Origin of the sequence: Neobacillus nitrireducens, assembly GCF_030915405.1 — a bacterium.
Classification (GTDB): Bacteria; Bacillota; Bacilli; order Bacillales; family Cytobacillaceae; genus Neobacillus.
Genome location: NZ_CP133262.1, coordinates 2551580 through 2570287 on the forward strand (window position 1 = coordinate 2551580; position 18708 = coordinate 2570287).

Here is an 18708-nt window from a genome sequence, read left to right on the forward strand (position 1 = left end):
CTCCCCTGTGTGCTATTTTTCAAGATTACTCATAAATATTGTCTCCTGCGAGATCCCTTAATCCGTTCCGATCCTTCACCAGAATGGAACCTCGCTTCCGCTCAATTAGACCATCTTCGCAAAATTGGGTGATAACCCGATTTAAATGACGATAACTTGTTCCAATTAAATTGGCTGCATCCTTGATACTGATCCGCAGCTGGTCTTTATCATCTGTATCTAATTCGTCAAAGGATACAGACAAGAGATAACTAGCCAAGCGCACTTCAACGGGATACATAATATTAAAGCTCATCGAATTGTTCTTCAGATGGAATTTTTTCGTAATAATATCCAATAAAAATTGCAGAAGCGGGGCATGGTCGCTTCCATATTTCTTCAACCAGCGATGGTGAATACCAATCATACAGACCGAAGATACCGCCTCCACCGTGTTAATAATATCAATGCCGCGGACATACTCAATATCCCCGATCACTTCCAGTGGTTTTTTAAAAGAAAGAATTAGTGTTTTTCCCTCAGGCGAGCTGGTATAGATTTTGACTTTTCCTTTAACAAGGACATACAAATTCTGTGAAGTCTCCCCTTGAGAACAGATGAGTTCCCCTTGGTCAAAGCCGACCAGCGATAAATGCGGAATCAACGGTTCATGAAATATCGAATCTAGTTGATAGGTTTTCATATAAGCGAGCAATTGCTCCTGATCGTTTAGTTCCTTCACTCGGATTCACCTCCGCCTTTCACCTGCGATTATGACCTTAGGATGACCACACCAGCGATCATCATCCCGATACCAATCAATTGTGGCAACTTCATCTTCTGCTTCTCCAGGCCGAACCAACCGTTACTGTCTATAATAAATGTTAAGGTTAGCTGAGCAATCAGGATGGCCGATATACTAAGGGTCACGCCAATCCTCTGAATAGAGGTGACATTGCTAAAAATAACAATCGCCGCAAAGGCGCCCCCAATTAAATATAATGGCTTCACTTGTTTGAAGTCCTTCCAATTACTATCTCGAACGAACATTAAGATGATGAAGGCCATGATAAAACCAGTGAACTGGGTAATGGTCGCTGCTTGCCAGGTGCCAATGTCTTCGCTAATCCGTGTATTGGCAATCCCTTGCAGGGTAATAAAGGCCCCGCCTATAAATGCAAAGATAAATCCCTTCATTATTTTCTCCCCTAATTTAGATTTCTCTTTATATTAAAGGATAATTCCAAGTAGTTTGGATAGGACATATGTCCTCAAATTGTAAAAATTTTGGAGGACGACACATTCTTCTCTCGTTCCGTCCACTATGATATACTGGAGAAAGTTTGTTTTAAGAGTGGGGGTTTATTATTGGAGTTACTTAAATCAAAATCATATACACAAACGAAATCAACCTATACATTTTGGCTCGTTGCTGGCATTATTCTCGTAGCATTTAATTTACGCCCAGCTATCACTTCATTAGGTCCGTTAGTTGGAATGATTCAGAAGGATGTTGGACTTGCCCATTGGAGTGCGGGTTTATTAATGAGTTTACCCTTACTTGTCTTTTCCATCATGTCACCCATCGTTCCAAAGATCGCCAATCGGTTAACTAATGAGCTGACTTTGCTTGCAGGTTTATTCTTACTTTTAATCGGAATAGGTCTAAGATTCATTCCGATGACATTTTTCCTATTTACAGGGACACTTTTTGTTGGAGTGGGTATAGCCGTCGGAAATGTTCTTTTGCCCGCCGTTGCGAAGGAAAAATTCCCACAGAAATTTGGTCTTATGACAAGTGTTTATTCCACCTCAATGGGATTATTCGCATCCTTTGCGTCAGGTGTTAGTGTTCCATTAGCAGTCGACATGGACCTGGGGTGGCAGGGGGCATTAATTGTCTGGGGAATTCCGGTCCTCTTAGCTATCTTGGTGTGGGCCTTTATTTTTAAAAACAGTCATGGAAGTCAATCCGAAATAAAAAGGATGGGTTCGAGCACTACTCAAATGTGGCGTTCCCCGCTCGCTTGGCAAATCGCCGTTTTTATGGGGCTTCAGTCTTTTTTATTTTATGTAACGATTTCCTGGTTACCAGAAATCCTTCATAGTCATGGAATGAGTATGGCGACCGCCGGGTGGATGCTTTCCATCTCCCAATTAGTCGGATTACCATTCAGTTTCTTCATCCCTGTCATTGCTGGACGTTTTCAATCACAAAAATGGATAGCCATGATATTAAGCATGTGCTCATTTATTGGTTTCGGGGGATTACTGTTTGGCTCATCCTATCCGATCTTAATCCTGAGTATTATTTTCATTGGAATTGCCTTGGGAGGAATCTTTCCATTATCGCTAACCTATATCGGACTTCGCACGAAGAATGCCCGTCAGGCAGCAGAGTTATCTGGAATGGCACAATCTTCCGGCTATATCCTTGCAGCCGTGGGTCCCTTTTTTATTGGGTTTTTATTTGATAAGACCCATGTATGGACCGTTCCACTTAGCGTACTCATCCTTATTTCTACAGTTGTTATGGTATTTGGTATGTTAGCAGGTCGCAATCGATATATTTAAAAAGCGAACAGTGTCACTGCTCGCTTTTTACTTTATTTCTAGATAACATTGGTTGAATTCACATCTAATAAGGCGGAACTTTCAGTTTTCTTAGGACGGACGGCCAGCCAAACTAATCCACCGAAAGCAAGAAGAATCAGCCCGCATAACTGGAACGCGTACTGGAACCCAACGGCTGGATTTGCTGAGTGTTCAATGAAATAACCTGTTACATAGGGTCCGACAATCCCTCCCAACGAAGTAAGCGCCATAAACCATCCTTGAATTTTACCTTGATGTTTAGGTGAAACCAAATCTACTAGAATTGCAGGTCCCATAACCAAGGTAATACATCCAAACGTCAAACCAAGTGATAATAAAACAATAGCAAGAATATTAGAGCTGACCATGGCTCCAACAAAGTAACTGACTGCTCCGGCTAACATGACTGGTCCAAGGACAAAAATTCGTCCCTTTACCATACTTTTCGTCTTATGATAAAGTCGGTCAGAAATGGTTGAAAAGATTATTTGAGATAGGGTAATCATAATCCAAGGCAAGGCTACAACAATTTTTAAAGTACCTTCGCTTAGATGGCGGACATTTTCTAAATAATTGGGAAGCCAATTCAGCCCAATCGTAAAGGACCAATACGTAGCAAAACCACATAGGGCAACTAAGATGAAATTTTTCGAAAACAAGACAGAGGTGAATTTTGTTTCAGTTTGAATAGTTGATAACTGTGCACTGCCTTTTGTGGCAACAAGTTCAGTATCTGTAACTGCCTTCTCTTTTGCAATCCATAACCACACGATAATCCAAAGAAAGCCTACTACCCCAGTTGAAATAAACGCCGAACGCCAGCCATAATTTATGATGAGGTGCATTAAGGCAGGGGCTGAAATGGCAACACCAAGCGGTCCGCCAACTGAGACTAATGTTAACCCAATCCCCAACTTTTCTTTAGGAAGATACTTTGAAGCTGCTGTCATCGCTAATGCGTAAGACGGGCCTTCCCCAGCCCCTAAAATGATTCGGGTTACCAATAAATAAGTAAAACTGCTGACAAAGATTGTTGAGAATTGAACGATGGACCATATTGCGACCATACCGGCAATGACCTTTTTCGCTCCTATTTTATCCGCAAGACTGCCGCCTAAAATAGCTGAAAGCGAATATAGTAAGAAGAAAACACTCCCAACAACTCCCCATTGCTCGGGCGATAAGCCTAATTCCTTGATAATGGATACTGAAGCAAATCCAATAATCGCCTTATCGGCATTACTAATGACCGTTAATAAAAATAACAAGAAGATGATCACCCATGTTTTTTTTGATACTTCATTTTTCTTCTTTTCCATAAAGGACCTCCTTAAAATTTCACCCTTTTCCCTCGTTCGTAATCCTACCGGTTCACGCAATTTCAAGGCCCTTCCTCCCTAATAACGGAAAGATCCTTTTAGGTATTTACTTAAAGGTAACTTCCACCTTACCAATATGTGAAAACCCTGCAGTAAACCGATCCCCTTTTTCCGCCACCACCGCTGCAGATAGTGCCCCTGATAAAATCACTTCTCCAGCTTTTAGAACGACATTGTATTCGGATAACTTATTTGCTAGCCAGGCCACACATTTAGCAGGATGCCCGAGTACATCTGAACCATATCCTGTATTGATCAGGACACCATTTTTAAACAAATTCATTTCAATCGATGGTAAGTCGAGATCCGTTAACGAGAATCGCTCATCACCAATCACAAACAATCCACTGGATGCATTATCAGCAATCGTGTCTGCTAAGGTAATCTTCCAGTCAGTTATCCGGCTGTCAACGATTTCTAAGGCTGGGGAAATATACTCTGTCGCCTCAAGGACTTCCTCGATAGTTACAGAGGGACCCTTCAAATCCTTGCGGAGGACAAAGGCAATCTCGCCTTCAACCTTTGGCTGGAACAAGTCATCTAAATGGATGATTCCGCTATTACTTACTTCCATGGAGTTCAATAAATGACCGTAATCCGGCTGGTCTACACCTAGCAACTGCTGCATGGCAACAGAGGTTAAACCAATTTTTTTCCCAACGATACGCTCGCCGCTCCCAACCTTCTCATTAATTGCGAGAAGTTGAACTTGATACGCCTCATCAACGGATAATTCTGGATACATATCAGAAAGTGGTATAATCGATTGCTTAGCAGCTTCTGCCTGCTGCAAAAGTTCATATACATGTTGAACTCGATGAATGACTTGACTGCTCATAGAAAACACTCCTTTAACAAAAATAGAGAGCACTTTTTCATAGATTCAAAATCATGTTAAACTACGAATCATTGAATAGCGCTCTCAAAGGTTGGTCTGATTATTTGGTTACGAATGCTGTTTCATCTTGTTTAGTAGCTTTCTTTTCGCTTTTTAATAAGAAGTCTATTAATACAGTGTTAAACTCTTCTGGTTTCTCCCATTGCGGCCAGTGTCCGGCGTCTTTGATGACAACCAACTCACTATTTGGAATCATATCCTGTATCGGTTTGGCTTCTTCAACAGTGGAAGTTGGGTCATGGTCTGTCCATGCTAACAATGTCGGAACATTGATTTTACCGCACCAAGATGGGTCCCAGCTGAACAGCTTTCTAACTTCGATATCCTGCAGGCAGACGATATGATGTACCGCCTCTTGATAAGAGGGCTGTGTATAGATTTTGTAACGAGATTCAATTAATTCATCGGTTACTTGGCTCTTATCATACATTAACCACTGAAGTCTTGTTTTGACATTTTCATAGTTGGCTTCAAGAACCGCTTTTAACGTGGAATCCTTCAGCTTTTGCATAACTTCAGGTTTGTTATTAACATTTCCTGGCGTGTTTAACACCATGGCTTTCACATATTCCGGATAATCTGCCGCAAACCACGCAGCGACCCAGCCCCCTAATGATTCCCCTGAAAGATATACCTTTGATAACCCTAATGCTTGAATAACGCCCAATAAATGCTCACTATAATAATCAATTCCGTATGGGCGATTTGGTTTGGCTGTGTAGCCGTGTCCTACCATATCAATGCAGATTACTCGGAAATGCTCACTTAACCCTCGGATGTTTCGGGCATATGCCTCAATATGACCGCCAGTACCATGAAGCAAAATCAATGGCTCCCCTGTTCCAGCTTCTAGTACTCTCGTTTTAATATCATTTGCATTAATATAATAGAGTTTATATTCCAAATCAGCTAAGTCTGTCCAAATTGTCATCTATAAATCGCTCCTTTTTTTAATAATACTGATATCGATGGAGATTCACCGCCTCCTCCACTGAAGTACCAATCCTGCCTTCTACAAGTAATGAGTTGATTAAATGTTGACCTCGTATGGTGTTGAATTCTTTGGATTGGTTTGCTCAACCGGCTGTTTAAACTGAACAATCGCCATACCTGTTACCCATTCTGGAATGGGCTCATAGCAAGCAACACTTGCCTCAAAGCTTTGCAATACACCAAGCAGGACCAGCCAGTTGCGAATTTCTTGTCCGCCGTTTCCTAAGTGTTCCTCGATATAATCAGCACTCCAGTTTCTTAATGCCGGATAATCCTTTTCGGTAATCAAGCGTAAAAACTCTCGGTCTATTTGCTCGTTAACTGGACCAGATTTAATTCGTGTGACATTTGTTTCCCTTAATTTTAAATATTCGTCAAGCTGGTCTATTTCCTGGCGGCCATTTTTCAACACCTGGATTAACGATTGATCCTCTGGTCTTTCACTCTCAATCTTTGGAATCGGCACCCAGTGAGATAAACCACCCGAAGCGACAATCGCCACCTTCAAATCGGTATCCCATGATTCGATCGCTTTACGGATCACTTCGCCGACTTGGAAACATCGGTCCATCGTTGGCAGCGGCGGCGCCGACGTATTTACAGCAATTGGCACTACTGGAATTTTTAAATCAGAATTTAAAAAATAAATTCCTTGGGTATGGCCGTGATCGACTTTCATTTTTAACGTAAAAGCAAAATCAATATTGTTTTCCAAGCTAGAATGAAGGATATGCTTGGCTAAATCTTGCTGAACAGGGATTTTGTATTTTGGCAGCTGCCAGTCTCCCCAGCCTTCACACTCGCCAACCCCAATCGTAAACGAAGGCATATGATCGTAAAAATAACTATTAAAATGATCATCAGATACTAATACAATCACATCGGCTTCTGTATCTTCGAGATACTGCTTCATTTCAGCCGCCGTTTGGAGAAAGCGCTGTCCCTTTTCTCCTCCTCCCGCTTCATTAGTCATGATCATCGGACTGTGCGACATTGCAACCCCGGCAATAATTTTAGCCATTCGATCATCTCCTTTTTAGTTTTTAAGATATCCGTAGTTTCCTAGATTCATCAATTTGTTTCTCCCAGACAATCGCTAGTTTTCCTTTTAAAAATAAGGGAATATCATCCGTACATTTGAGTGTTGTGCCATCGTTCATAACAGTGACTTCTGTTGGGATCGAACCGCTGCGATTTTCAAGTGTCACTCGATAGTTGCCTGGACCTGGAAGCGTATAATACGGATACAGAATGAATTCCGCTCCATTCCATTCGCACTTTGTTTCGTAGAAATGACCGAGTAAATCAGGCAGTTCCGCCACCCTCCCGTTTAACAGCCGTTCGCGAATACAGGTGGAACTGATTTTCTCGCCCCTAAGATCTACCTTAGCTACCTTCGTAACATCAATCCGGCCACTGGAGTCGTGCTTTAACCGATCCATATTTCCGGCACCACGAACGCCATAGGAAAAGTCAAATCCGGCCACTGCATGAACGACACCTAGTCCATTCAAGTATTGAGCAACAAACTGTTCTGGCACTAGTCCGGCAAACTCCTTATCAAATTCCACTATATAAAACGTTTCGACTCCCATACTCCGAAGTTTTGCCTCCCTTTCAGCAAGCGGCATTAAATAATGGACGTGAATTTTCCCATTAGAGATAACAGTCTTCGGGTGAGGGAAGAAGCTCATGACAGCTAGTGGTACCTGTTTTTCCCTTGCCTTTTGATAGGCAGTGTGGATAACTGCACAATGTCCATGATGGAGACCGTCGAAACAACCAAGTGCCATCACATTTGGCCTCGCCTTTTTCTGCCATTCTGCCAAATTACTCCGGTTTACACGAATTGTTTCCATAACAGTCTCCTTTCATCTTCCTTAGTTTGTCACAGGCTTAAGTTCTACTAGTGAACGATACTTTCCATTATAAAAAACGAGTGGTTCGGCATCTTCAAGGTGAATATCCGTTACTTTACCAATAAACAAGGTGTGATCCCCTTCCACATGTTCAGCTGATACTTCACATGCAATCTGTGCGACGGCACCAGATAAAACCGGCTTTCCATCCAGGCGTTCAAAGGTTACTTCCTTATGCTCCTTCAATTGTCCAGCGAAAATCATCGAAAGCTCTTCCTGGTCAGCGGCTAAGATGTTAACCGTGAAAATCTTACTTTCTTTGATTTTGTTTAGGACTTTTGCCTTTTCCCCGATGGATATAACCACAAGCTTTGGATCAAGCGATACGGACATGAATGCATTTGCAGTCATTCCGTGAATTTCTCCTTCTACTTCTGTTGTAATTACGGTTACTCCTGTGGCAAACTTACCCATTGCACTTCGAAACTGACGATCATCCATTTTAAAAAATCCTCCTGAAAAAAATTCTATTTAACTTGTTATCTATAATTTCATACTTAGGAATTTATCCCCTCACTCCACCGTCAAAACCAAATAAATCCTTACCGTATGCTGCAACCGCATCTTCGTATAAAGAGGTTTTATGCGTGGCAACCGCGATGACATCTCTTAAGAATAATTCCATTGTTCCGCCTTTATAAAGAGCGCCTCCACCTAAAGTTAACAGTGCTCTTACGGCAATATCCGTGCACATCTTAATCGCTTTTGTACGAATCGCAAAAAATTCAGATGGAGGAGTGATACAGCCATCTTTTTCATAGTTTTCTAGCAGATCAATATATTTGTCTAACAAAGCTTCCGCTACGTGGAAATCTGTTGTCATTTCGGCTAATACCCGCTGACTTCTTGGTGACTCACTTTCCCTTACTCCATCCATTAAGCGCACACGTTTTTCAGTAAGCACTTTAAATTCCTTAAGGATTCGTTCTGCCCCGCCCAGAGCCATGTAACCGAATCCCAAATAGAAGGAGGGAAAGAAGGGGACATGATAAAAAGGATAGTCTGTGTCATATTCTTCTACCGGTGGTCTTCTGGTCAGCTCTGCTTGATCTAAACGTAAAATCCGCTCCATTGGGACATACACCTGATCGGCAATAATTTGGTTACTGCCTGATCCTCTTAACCCAAATGTATCCCAATTATGGATTACTTCCACCTCGGATGTTTTTAACATGGGCAAACAATAGACAGGTTTTTCGCTATCAGGGAATTGAATCATAACCCCAACACCCACCCATTCACTATAATTGACGCCGCTGACAAAACTCCACTTGCCACTGATACGATAACCATCGCCATCTCGTTCTGCTTTTCCTAAGGCAGCAAAGATATCGCAAATTAATCCGCCTTCATGAATAATTTCGTCTGCACCTTTTTCTGGAAGAAAAGCTGGAAGCATATTGTGCAGCGGATAAAGATAGGTCAGCCACGCAGCTGAAATATTGTAATTGGCCACCTTACGAACGACCTTAGCAAATGTTTTCAAATCTGCCTGTGGTCCGCCATATTTTTTGGGAAGCATCATCCGTGAAATCTGCGTTTCTTGGATGAGGTTCACTACATTTTGTGATATCGTCGCATTTTTCTCCGCTTCTGGCGCTTCTTGCTCGGCCAATTTTCCGATTCGTTCTGCTCCGGCTAGTAAATCTTCAACTGTAACATCTTTCCCTTTTAATACTAAACTTGCCATCGTTCTACACCCCTTCTGTTTTAGTAGATAGAATTGTTGAGTAAAATAATAGGTTATGGACAACCGTCCGTTGATCATGGCTGACATCGCTTACATTTGCAATTGAATTAGGTTTTTACTATTTGAACCTTGTAAATATAGTTTATATAATTTGGAATTTTCAAACTAGAGCAAAAAATGTCTATGTTTCTTAATTTACTAGACAAAATTTGTTCATCACTGAAAAATCAGCGGTCGAAAAAGGCAAAAGAAAAACCACCCGGTTCCATCCGGATGGCTCTAATCTAATGTGAGTTCCCCTACTGCAATCAACGATTTGATAATCAGTAGTAATTGATGCATTTCATCTGAATCGCGAAGGTCTTTTTCTAATAAGCTTTCGATTCGGCTGATCCTATGCCGAAGCCCGCTCATCGATAAAGACAGATCACTCATCGTTTGCTCAAGCTTCCCCCGTTTAACAAAAAACTATACAAAGTTTTTAGAAGCTCCAGGATTTTTGGATCGGTCATGTTATATAGAGTTCCTAATTCTTGTTCAGCAATCAGTTTAATCCCGCTTATATTTTTCGAGTTAATCAGTACCCCGACGATTCCTAAGGATTGGAACGGGACGATAGGCTTCTTAACTGCTAATCGTAAAGCAATGGTTGCTTCCTCGTAACATCTGGATGCTTGGCTAATATCATCCTCTAATTGGCTGATACCGCATGTAAAATGGCTTTGTGGAAATTTTTTCAACAGATAATCGAGATATTCCTTGATCACATCATAGATTGCTTTCTTTTGAATCGTTTCATTGGTAATCAATAACACCATATTTCCATCACGGTGTCCAACCAAGATATTATGCTTTTTCTCATTGAAATACTGAAAGGTCGTTTCAAAAATCTGTTCCTGCAGAAGAAAGTCATCTTCAATCGAACGTTGGTTTTTTTTATATTCCACTACCGATAGATAATATTTCTGTTTAAGATCTACACCCGTATATTTCCCGCGATTGATGATCTCGTTTGTAGACAGCCTGCCCTCTACTATTTGTTCAAGAAAATTCCCCTTCATTCGCTCAAACGTTTCTACCTTTGTTTTCTCATTTAAGAGAATAAGTGAGGCCGCATTGGCAAATCGGTCTAAAAACAAATAATCCTCTTCGTGATGATGATTTTCCATTTCATCATAAAGTAAGGAACAATACCCGATTACTTCCTTTTGTAAAAGGATTGGGGCGATGAGACGTTCTTGAATCGAAGTTTTGATCACCTTTTTTCTAAAGGGTAAAAGTGACTTCGTGCTTAATCTAGTTTCTTGAAGATAAACTTCCATATCGTCTTGATAATCCAAAAGTTGTTCCTTCGATAGCCCTGAATAGGTAATCGTCCGATGTAACGTATCTTCAACGATAATGGGGATTTGAATCATTTTATATACCATAGCAGCCAGGGTTTGCAAATCACTGCCATTAATAATTTCTTCTGTTAATTTGTTTTGAAAATTGGCCAAGTGAGTGACGACATTTTTTTGATCCAATAATTGATCATAGGTTAACTCAAGTTCTTTTACAATCGGTGTTTCATTATAATAATCGAGTTCATGTTCATCTTGAAGTTCCTTTTCCCATTCTTTCTTGGGTTTCATCACCCATCGGCACTCCGAATCACCCTTCCCCACACATGAGATTTCTCTTGATAAAAGCGGTTCTCCAAAAATCGTTGTCATAAAACCGCTCGCAAACCCGCTCAATGTGTGACAAACCGGACCATCGGATACTCCGAGATGCTTTAAATGCTCCTCTGCCTCATAAGAATCAATCCATGTTCCGGATGAAAAGAAAGAATGAATCCGGTGTTGTTCATCTAATTCATAAGAGCATTCATGTTTAATCCCTCTGATATGCCCATTTTGAATGTGGAGAATCGGCCCATGTTTAATAAGATTTTCTAGTGAGGATTCGGTTTGCACCACTTCACTGGCAATTTTGGCACCCATTTCCCAGCCATAATGAAATAAAAATCCCTTTATCCTCTTAATGCCAATATTCTTTGCCAGCTGCTGCCTAAGAATCCCGAAAACGGATGCAGATGTAACAATCTTACGGTCACCTACAACTACCTCGTGGCTATAACTCTCCTCCGAAACTTTGACGCACATGCTAACACATCCTGTTTTCATGATCGATCAACAATTTGATATTTGTTCTATAAGCTAAAAAGTAAATGCATTCCTATTAAGAAAGCGCAGACACACTACTTCTTATTTTAATTCAAAAATTTACATAGTTCAAAATATTTAATGTATGCAAAAAAATAGGCAGCCTTTACTCAGGTGACGTACCGAGCAAAAGCTGCCAAAAATCATTTATAATGAATCGGATTCAACTGGAATCCAGGTTTGCGACCATTTTTCAATTTCTTTCACGATGGGCTCTAAGGCAAGTCCCTTTTCTGTAAGGGAATACTCAATTCGGACGGGCGTTTCCGGAAACACCACACGTTTAACAATCCCATGGTTCTCCAAATCCTTTAATCGCTCTGAAAGGACCCTGCCGCTCAACCCAATCGAAGATTCTAACGCGCAGAAACGTTTCGGCCCTGATAGCAGCTGATAAATGACTAATCCTGTCCAACGCTGGCTCATCATCCCCATCGCTTTTTGAAACCGAGGACACATGACAGACTCTTCCATTGTTCCTTCCCCTCCCAGCTCAGTGTGTTTTACACTATAATCACATTGTAAAACTATTTTAATTGACACAAATAAGTTTTAAAAATATAATTACTTACATAAAGTAACTAACTGATTAATATTTAGTAACTATAAATAGTTTACTTTAACTATTTGTGGTTCGTCAATATATCACCTAGAAGATTGGTTTTATAAAAAGCGCAACGATGTGATCCACAGAAAAAATGGTTGCCGTAAAAATATAAATTGGGGGAATCCAAAGTGGAACCAATACAAGTTCAACCAAACGCTCTTTCTATTTTAGAAGATAAAATTAAATTGATAAAAAAAGGCGAAGAAGCAATTTACCTAGTCGGCCCGATCAAACTTCCGGTCAATTTATACGGAGAAACGGTTGAATTTAAATGGTACAGCTGGTTAAAGAGTGAAAATGTGACAGAAGATTTCCAACAAGTCATTGATCAATTATCCTCTGCGAATTTAGCGGAATTTCAACAGTCAAGTGTGCTTGTCTATGGGGATTTCGAATACGGTGCGGATGCCTTAATCCGAATGCATTCAATTTGTCATACGGGGGATATTTTCGGAAGCAAGCGCTGTGATTGCGGCTTTCAGCTTAAACAATCGCTGAAAATGATTGCCGAGCATGGAACCGGGGCGTTATTTTATTTGGCCAATCATGAAGGCAGAGGAATCGGCTTATTTAGTAAAGCGATGGCTTATATTCTCCAAGAAAATGGCTATGATACGGTTGATGCCAATGAGGGACTTGGTTTCCCGGATGATTCGAGGAATTACGATGAGGCCATTGAAGTTCTTAAAGCGTTAAGAACCAAACCCGTCACCCTCATCACAAACAATCCAAAAAAACTCAAAGCCTTAAAAACAGCTGGTGCACCCGTCTCCGGGCGGACTCCACTATGGGGCGATGTTTCCGAGTACAATGAAAAGTACTTACAGACAAAGGTAAAAAAATCCGGACATATGGCGTAGTACCTACTATTTTTGCCACACAGTTCTCGCTAGAGAGTTGTGTGGCTTTTTTGAGGTTTCGAAAAGCTACTTTTAGCTGGAATTCACTTGGCTCATTACCTCAACAACTAACCGAGATAGGACGGTCTTTTAAGCGAGCATTTACTTGCTTCTTCCTGCAATCTTGGAGCATAGTAACTTAGCTTTTTTATAAAATAACAGGTTTCTGGAAAATGATGTTCTAAAAATCGCAACGTGGTTTTATTAAGCAATTTATTTTCCTTATATTTAATCACCATGCTGTAAACAAATTGGCTCATTTCCAATGTTGTTTTTCCGACCTCGTTAGCGAATTCTGTTTGGCGGGCAAAGCCAGGCTGTTTGAACCGCAGATAACCTTTCAAATGGTGATTTTGAAGGATAAACACTTGAAATCTGCTAATATATCCCTCTGCTTGCTTACTAGCAATAACTTCAATTGGATCAATAAGATTTTTAAAGAGAACGGCATGTCCCAGTTGGTCCTCAAGCCATAAATCCATTAGATCCTCTAAAGGAAGAGGTGCAGGTTCCTTTCCATGAATCAACTGACTTAATAGCCGCAGATATTCCTGATTTTCAGCTAACGTTCCGTTCAGGTAAGTTGGCGATAAGTTTAAATTCACCTGATTATCTATTCTAAGCGATTGCAACTTCCCTTCAAATTCGAAATATCCTTTGGCGATCGGCCATGCCCGCTGGGAAAAATAAATCATCGCTTCATCTGAATAAGTAACTGAACGAGGAATGGTACTTAATGTCGAAATTAAATCACCGAATAACTTAATATACTGTTGCGATGTGTTAACATATTCAACCTCGCTTGCTGAAAGATGGTCTCTTACAAAATAAGCATGATCTTGTAAAACCCCTAACCAAAATAAATGTTCGTCCCATAAAGGTATCATATTCCTGTTCACCTGTTTTCCCCCTCTATTCCCATATATATATATTTACAGAGGGGCTATGAAAGAATAAGTTTATTTTGGAAAACGCCACACAGTGCTCCCGAGAGAGCTGTGTGGCGCTTTGTTGTTTGGAAAACTTAACGATTCATCCCTCCTGTCGTGATTCGGAATCATGTTATTTGTTAGGGTGTCTTGCAAATTCATTTTTTATTGGCGGTGAATCTAACTACTATATCTCTTTAGCGGAAATGTCTTCAAAACAGCCACTCAAGCCTCTTTTGTCTAGCTCTAAAAGGTGCCCAACAAACGAGATTTCTTTAATCGTTACCTGAAGTTCCCCGGTTGGAATTTTCAGCGATATCCTTTCACCGATATTCTTAAAAAGAAGCTGCCTGCCTACAGGAGATAAAAAGGAAATAAAACCACGATCTGGATCAATTTGTTCCGGGAAACAAATGACAAAATCCTCTGTTTCGCTTTCCTCATCGTACAATACCGTAACCTTTGTCCCTATAACCACTTTTGGAAAAAGGGAAATAAAATTGGTATTTTGATTTACTTTTAATAAGTCCTCAACTTCTAACACGTATATATTAAAAAAGTGCTTTAATCGTTCTTGTATAGGCGTCGAAGAGATATAAAGGTTCGTTAATTCCTTGATGTTTTCATCAATATAATCTAACTGCTGCACGAAGTATTCTTTACTTTGATGGAAACTATGGTTCATAGTAGATAACCCCCAAGCTTGGATTAAACCTACTGCAAAACTTCATTGATTTTTTCATTATTAACTCCTCCTTAATAAAAAAATAAACCTTCGTACAAGAAATCAAATACGCAAAGGTTACATTGGCATTATTTGTATTTCAGGACAATAAGGGAGGACTATGCTCCTTTATCTTTTTGAAGGTATTAGAACTAATCTTACCATATATACACAGGAAAATCTTGGGGCATAGTTTTTGAATGATTATGGGATGAATTAGTTTTTTATTTTGATAAATACGGCATGAAGGACATAAGGGGCCGCAGAATCAAAGGTTTTGTCCTTCATAAGTGGTATGAAGGACAATAGTCGCTCCAAAATCAAATGTTTTGTCCTTCATAAGAGGTATGAAGGACAATAATCGCTCTAAAATCAAAGGTTTTGTCCTTCATAAGCGGTATGAAGGACAATAATTGCTGCAAAATCAAAGGTTTTGTCCTTCATAAGCGGTATGAAGGACAATAATCACTCCAAAATCAAAGGTTTTGTCCTTCATACTGGTCGCGTATATGCTTTTTATATTTATCTATATTTTAAATTTGTATTCTGGTTAGTTCCTTTCGGCGATATGCTTAAGAAATTAATTTCCATATAAAGTATAGATAACACAAAAAACAGCAAACCCTGGTCTGCTGTTTTTTGTGTTTTATATAGAAAACTCATTATGATTTTCTTCCGTCCCTTTCTTTACCCGCTGTTTTTTCGCTTTTCGGAAATGGAACAGTTCGTAGAACGTTGGAATGACGATCAGAGTCAGTAAGGTAGACACAATTAGTCCAAAAATAACCACGACGGCAAGTCCTTTGGAAACCAGATTCATACTCATGGCAGATTCATGCGCAAAAAGAAGCGGTACCATGGCAAATACGGTAGCCAGTGCCGTCATCAAAATGGGACGAAGGCGGACCGTTCCTGCTTCCATAATCGCTTCCCGAATGGTCATATTTTCTTCGTTATGACGGATTCGGTCGACCAAGACAATGGCATTCGTCACGACGATCCCGACAAGCATCAGCATGCCAATTCCAGAAGAGATATCAATGCTCGATTTTGAGACGACGAGTCCTAATAGCGAACCAATCGCAGCAAGCGGCAAGGATAGCAAGATCGCGAAGCTGGCTCGGAATGATTTTAGAGTGATTAATAGAATCATGAAGACAATTCCGATTGAGAACATCGCGAGCTTTGCCAGTTCCATTAAATCATCAGTAGACTGCATAGAGCTTCCCGTGAGTTCAGCACTTGTTTCATTCCCGAAAGTCTTGTCTTTATCCCATGTCAGTAATTGTTTGTTAATTTCTCCGGCCACGTTGACCATTTTCTTCGGATGAACCGTTGCATTCACCTGAAGATAATGTTGACCGTCTTTAGAATAAAGAGTGCCTGGCTGTTCAATCTGTTCGACTTCAGCCACTTTTGATAACAATACCGGACCGTCTTGTGTAAAAATCTCTAAGTTTTCTAGGTCTTTGGAGGTACGGATTTCCTTTAACGCACCGAGCTTTACCATTGTGGTCCGTCCGTCGATCTTCATGTTGCCGATAACTGCCGGCTGCAGCATTGCTTGAAGAGAGCCGGAAACTTCCTCGGCGTTTGCAACTTTCGAATCGACGGTGATGTTTACCGTTGGTTTCTTGTCCGCATCATTACTTTCCACTTTTTGAACACCTTTAATGGTGTTTAATTTTTTTATAATGATATCGGCTGCTTTTTTAATATCCGAATCGTTTTTACCTAGCACATCCACTGAAACAGTGGTTTTGTTTTCACCCATGAGCCCAGCTGTATTCGCGATTAACTCGGCCGTAGGGAATTGATTTTTTGTTTTCCTTAATGCTTGTGCGATCTTAGCGGAATCGACGCCTTCCTTCAAAAAGACCATGAATTGCACTTGATTTCCGTCCTGAAGCTCCCCAAACTGAGCTGCATCGGCATTGTTGCCAACCTGAACAATGTTATTGGTCACGCCTTCCTGCTTTGAAAGAATGGTTTCCAACTTGGAAAGACCCTCTTGAATGTCAGCAAATTTCGCCCCGTTTGGATACTTTAATAGAACGGACAGGTAAGCACTGTCTTTTTGGTCTACCGATCCTTTGGGAATCATGGTGAATAACCCGACAGCTCCGATGACCACTACCACCGACAGGACAATCGGAAGCCATTTATGGTTCAAAGACCACCGAAGAACTGAGGGATAAAAGCTTTTTGGTTTGTGTTCTTTTGTTTTGACATTTTTCATCAATCGTCCGCTCAGTGCAGGCACAACGGTTAAGGCCACAAGGAGGGAAGACAGCAGCGAACAGGTAATGGTAATCGCAAACGGCGCGATTAAATCTCGTAAACTGCCAGATGCCAATGTCATCGGAAGAAACACGGCGACCGTCGTAAGCGTAGATGACGTAATCGCAGCCGCCACTTCCTTTACCGCATCGATGATAAAGGACGGTGTCAATTGATTTCCTTGTTTTCTTCGGAAGATATTTTCCACGACAACGATACTATCGTCCACGAGTCGTCCGACAGATACGGCGATTCCGCCGAGCGTCAGAATATTTAAAGTGACCCCAAAGAAGGATAATAAAATCATCGTAATACATAGAGAAAGCGGTATGCTGATGATTGTAATTAGAGTCATGCGGAAGCTTTTCAGGAACAGCCAGATAATCAAAGTGGCAAATAAGGCTCCTGTCAGTACTTCTCTCGTCATCGAATTTATTGAATTCAGAACCGTATCGGCTAAGTTAATAAATACCGTTGCGGTTAATGTTCCTTTATAGTCATGGTTAATATCCTTTGCTAGCTTTGCCACTTCCTTACCGAGAGTGACAGCATTGCTGGTTGAATCTTTCTGGACGACGATTTCAATAAAACTCTTTCCGTTCATATGGGTAATACTGGTGGTATCTTTCTCCAACGTCACATCCGCAACATCTTTCAGTTTAGTACCTTTGTTTAACTGAAGGTTTTGAATGTCTTCGAGACTTTCTAATTTGCCTGTCACGATGATGCTGGTTTCTTGATTATTCAGGGTTTGTTCTCCGACGGCAACCGATGCATTTTTTCCTTTTAGGACGGTATATAGCTTTTCAAGAGGATATTGGGCAGCGGCAAGTTTGGCTGCGTCGACTTTAATCGAGACCTGCTGATTTTTACCACCATAGGTGATTACGTTTCCGACCCCTTTAACGTCTTTGAATAGTGGAAGGATCTCGTTGTCGACGAGGTTCAGCTCGTTATTTCCGATTTCTTTATCGAATGTGAGCCCTAAGTAAACAACTGGAATTTGCGATGTATTGAGGAGCACAACATACGGTTTCATGACTCCATTTGGCAGATTGACCATTGAGATGTTATCTTGAATCTGCTGCCTGGCTTCTTTCAGATTCGTGTCCGATTCAAATGTCACCGTCATCTGAGAAAAGTTATTGCCCGTTTCAGCAACCACATTTCGTTTCCCTTTGATCCCGGTTAACACCTTTTCAATCGGCTGCGTGACCTGTTCGTCCATACTGACCGCATCCATGCCGTTACCTACTACGGAAATCGTAATAAACGGCTGGTCTGCTGAAGGCATGAGCTCCATCGGGATCCGAGTATAACTGAAAATACCGAAGATAATTGAGGCAATAACAGAAAAAACAAGCGCCGGCCTGTTCCGCAATGCCCATTTGGTAAACCATATCATAAATAAACCTCCAAACATATAAAATTATCAAACTAGTTAAAATATACCATCCACTAATAGGTATTCTATCACAAAATTGTTAAAATTTACAAAAATATAATAATTGCTGATTTAGAGGAGAGTTGGATATACAAATTCCTGAGGATAAGTTAGTGGAAGATGATTTATTTTCTAAAATAAAATAGCGCCAAATAAAAAATGAAC

General features: G+C 40.7%; 17 protein-coding genes. 2 read left to right on the forward strand and 15 right to left on the reverse strand.

The genetic code is table 11. From position 1 onward, the window contains the following. Positions 1–25: 25 nt before the first annotated feature. Both RCG22_RS12305 and RCG22_RS12310 read right to left on the reverse strand, forming a co-directional pair. Complete coding sequence (locus RCG22_RS12305; protein ID WP_308107035.1) at positions 26–721, reverse strand: Crp/Fnr family transcriptional regulator; 696 nt, start codon at positions 719–721, stop codon at positions 26–28. A gap of 29 nt (positions 722–750) precedes the next feature. Continuing rightward, positions 751–1176 carry a DMT family transporter gene (locus RCG22_RS12310; RefSeq protein ID WP_308107036.1) on the reverse strand — a complete coding sequence of 142 codons (426 nt, stop codon included), beginning with the start codon at positions 1174–1176 and terminating at the stop codon, positions 751–753. Between the two features lie 171 nt (positions 1177–1347). Here RCG22_RS12310 and RCG22_RS12315 point away from each other — a divergent pair, with 171 nt between their 5' ends. Continuing rightward, a complete protein-coding gene (locus RCG22_RS12315; protein WP_308107037.1) occupies positions 1348–2553 on the forward strand; it encodes a CynX/NimT family MFS transporter in 1206 nt (401 codons plus the stop codon). Positions 2554–2591: 38 nt separating this feature from the next. Here RCG22_RS12315 and RCG22_RS12320 read toward each other — a convergent pair whose 3' ends face one another. From RCG22_RS12320 to RCG22_RS12365, 10 genes are all read right to left on the reverse strand, one after another. Then, positions 2592–3893, reverse strand: a complete 1302-nt coding sequence (locus tag RCG22_RS12320; RefSeq protein ID WP_308107038.1) for an MFS transporter — start codon at positions 3891–3893, stop codon at positions 2592–2594. A 106-nt stretch (positions 3894–3999) separates the two neighbouring features. Further along, positions 4000–4791 (reverse strand): 2-keto-4-pentenoate hydratase, encoded by a 792-nt coding sequence (locus RCG22_RS12325; protein ID WP_308107039.1) that lies wholly within the window; start codon positions 4789–4791, stop codon positions 4000–4002. A gap of 100 nt (positions 4792–4891) precedes the next feature. Beyond that, complete coding sequence (locus tag RCG22_RS12330; RefSeq protein ID WP_308107040.1) at positions 4892–5782, reverse strand: alpha/beta fold hydrolase; 891 nt, start codon at positions 5780–5782, stop codon at positions 4892–4894. Between the two features lie 99 nt (positions 5783–5881). Then, positions 5882–6865 carry a DODA-type extradiol aromatic ring-opening family dioxygenase gene (locus tag RCG22_RS12335; RefSeq protein ID WP_308107041.1) on the reverse strand — a complete coding sequence of 328 codons (984 nt, stop codon included), beginning with the start codon at positions 6863–6865 and terminating at the stop codon, positions 5882–5884. Positions 6866–6887: 22 nt separating this feature from the next. Continuing rightward, positions 6888–7703, reverse strand: a complete 816-nt coding sequence (locus RCG22_RS12340; RefSeq protein ID WP_308107042.1) for an FAD synthetase family protein — start codon at positions 7701–7703, stop codon at positions 6888–6890. Positions 7704–7724: 21 nt separating this feature from the next. After that, positions 7725–8204, reverse strand: coding sequence for a flavin reductase family protein (locus tag RCG22_RS12345; protein ID WP_308107043.1), 480 nt, complete (start codon positions 8202–8204; stop codon positions 7725–7727). 64 nt (positions 8205–8268) lie between these two features. Next, the gene (locus tag RCG22_RS12350) at positions 8269–9453 is read right to left on the reverse strand and encodes an acyl-CoA dehydrogenase family protein (RefSeq protein ID WP_098262985.1); all 1185 of its coding nucleotides are present in this window, start codon (positions 9451–9453) and stop codon (positions 8269–8271) included. A gap of 279 nt (positions 9454–9732) precedes the next feature. Continuing rightward, entirely contained in the window at positions 9733–9888 is a 156-nt protein-coding gene (locus RCG22_RS12355; RefSeq protein WP_308107044.1) for a helix-turn-helix domain-containing protein, read from the reverse strand. Further along, the gene (locus RCG22_RS12360) at positions 9885–11600 is read right to left on the reverse strand and encodes a V4R domain-containing protein (RefSeq protein ID WP_308107045.1); all 1716 of its coding nucleotides are present in this window, start codon (positions 11598–11600) and stop codon (positions 9885–9887) included. Before RCG22_RS12360 ends, RCG22_RS12355 begins: the two co-directional genes overlap by 4 nt. Positions 11601–11807: 207 nt before the next feature. Continuing rightward, on the reverse strand, positions 11808–12134 hold the full coding sequence (locus RCG22_RS12365) for a winged helix-turn-helix transcriptional regulator (RefSeq protein WP_098262983.1): 327 nt from the start codon (positions 12132–12134) through the stop codon (positions 11808–11810). A 261-nt stretch (positions 12135–12395) separates the two neighbouring features. Here RCG22_RS12365 and RCG22_RS12370 point away from each other — a divergent pair, with 261 nt between their 5' ends. Continuing rightward, positions 12396–13127, forward strand: coding sequence for a GTP cyclohydrolase II (locus tag RCG22_RS12370; RefSeq protein ID WP_098262982.1), 732 nt, complete (start codon positions 12396–12398; stop codon positions 13125–13127). Positions 13128–13234: 107 nt separating this feature from the next. On the opposite strand, the gene RCG22_RS12375 is transcribed toward RCG22_RS12370, so the two are convergent. From RCG22_RS12375 to RCG22_RS12385, 3 genes are all read right to left on the reverse strand, one after another. Beyond that, the gene (locus tag RCG22_RS12375) at positions 13235–14053 is read right to left on the reverse strand and encodes a DUF2935 domain-containing protein (RefSeq protein WP_374049471.1); all 819 of its coding nucleotides are present in this window, start codon (positions 14051–14053) and stop codon (positions 13235–13237) included. Between the two features lie 229 nt (positions 14054–14282). Continuing rightward, the gene (locus tag RCG22_RS12380; protein WP_308107047.1) at positions 14283–14780 is read right to left on the reverse strand and encodes a GreA/GreB family elongation factor; all 498 of its coding nucleotides are present in this window, start codon (positions 14778–14780) and stop codon (positions 14283–14285) included. A gap of 685 nt (positions 14781–15465) precedes the next feature. After that, on the reverse strand, positions 15466–18504 hold the full coding sequence (locus RCG22_RS12385) for an efflux RND transporter permease subunit (protein WP_308107048.1): 3039 nt from the start codon (positions 18502–18504) through the stop codon (positions 15466–15468). Between the last annotated feature and the right edge of the window lie 204 nt (positions 18505–18708).

Coding starts and splice junctions, on each gene's coding strand:
- RCG22_RS12360 (WP_308107045.1), bottom strand. CDS start 11,600: ATGTGCGTCAAAGTTTCGGAGGAGAGTTATAGCCACGAGGTAGTTGTA.
- RCG22_RS12385 (WP_308107048.1), bottom strand. CDS start 18,504: ATGATATGGTTTACCAAATGGGCATTGCGGAACAGGCCGGCGCTTGTT.
- RCG22_RS12310 (WP_308107036.1), bottom strand. CDS start 1,176: ATGAAGGGATTTATCTTTGCATTTATAGGCGGGGCCTTTATTACCCTG.
- RCG22_RS12355 (WP_308107044.1), bottom strand. CDS start 9,888: ATGAGTGATCTGTCTTTATCGATGAGCGGGCTTCGGCATAGGATCAGC.
- RCG22_RS12350 (WP_098262985.1), bottom strand. CDS start 9,453: ATGGCAAGTTTAGTATTAAAAGGGAAAGATGTTACAGTTGAAGATTTA.
- RCG22_RS12340 (WP_308107042.1), bottom strand. CDS start 7,703: ATGGAAACAATTCGTGTAAACCGGAGTAATTTGGCAGAATGGCAGAAA.
- RCG22_RS12330 (WP_308107040.1), bottom strand. CDS start 5,782: ATGACAATTTGGACAGACTTAGCTGATTTGGAATATAAACTCTATTAT.
- RCG22_RS12365 (WP_098262983.1), bottom strand. CDS start 12,134: ATGGAAGAGTCTGTCATGTGTCCTCGGTTTCAAAAAGCGATGGGGATG.
- RCG22_RS12335 (WP_308107041.1), bottom strand. CDS start 6,865: ATGGCTAAAATTATTGCCGGGGTTGCAATGTCGCACAGTCCGATGATC.
- RCG22_RS12345 (WP_308107043.1), bottom strand. CDS start 8,204: ATGGATGATCGTCAGTTTCGAAGTGCAATGGGTAAGTTTGCCACAGGA.
- RCG22_RS12375 (WP_374049471.1), bottom strand. CDS start 14,053: ATGATACCTTTATGGGACGAACATTTATTTTGGTTAGGGGTTTTACAA.
- RCG22_RS12320 (WP_308107038.1), bottom strand. CDS start 3,893: ATGGAAAAGAAGAAAAATGAAGTATCAAAAAAAACATGGGTGATCATC.
- RCG22_RS12380 (WP_308107047.1), bottom strand. CDS start 14,780: ATGAACCATAGTTTCCATCAAAGTAAAGAATACTTCGTGCAGCAGTTA.
- RCG22_RS12325 (WP_308107039.1), bottom strand. CDS start 4,791: ATGAGCAGTCAAGTCATTCATCGAGTTCAACATGTATATGAACTTTTG.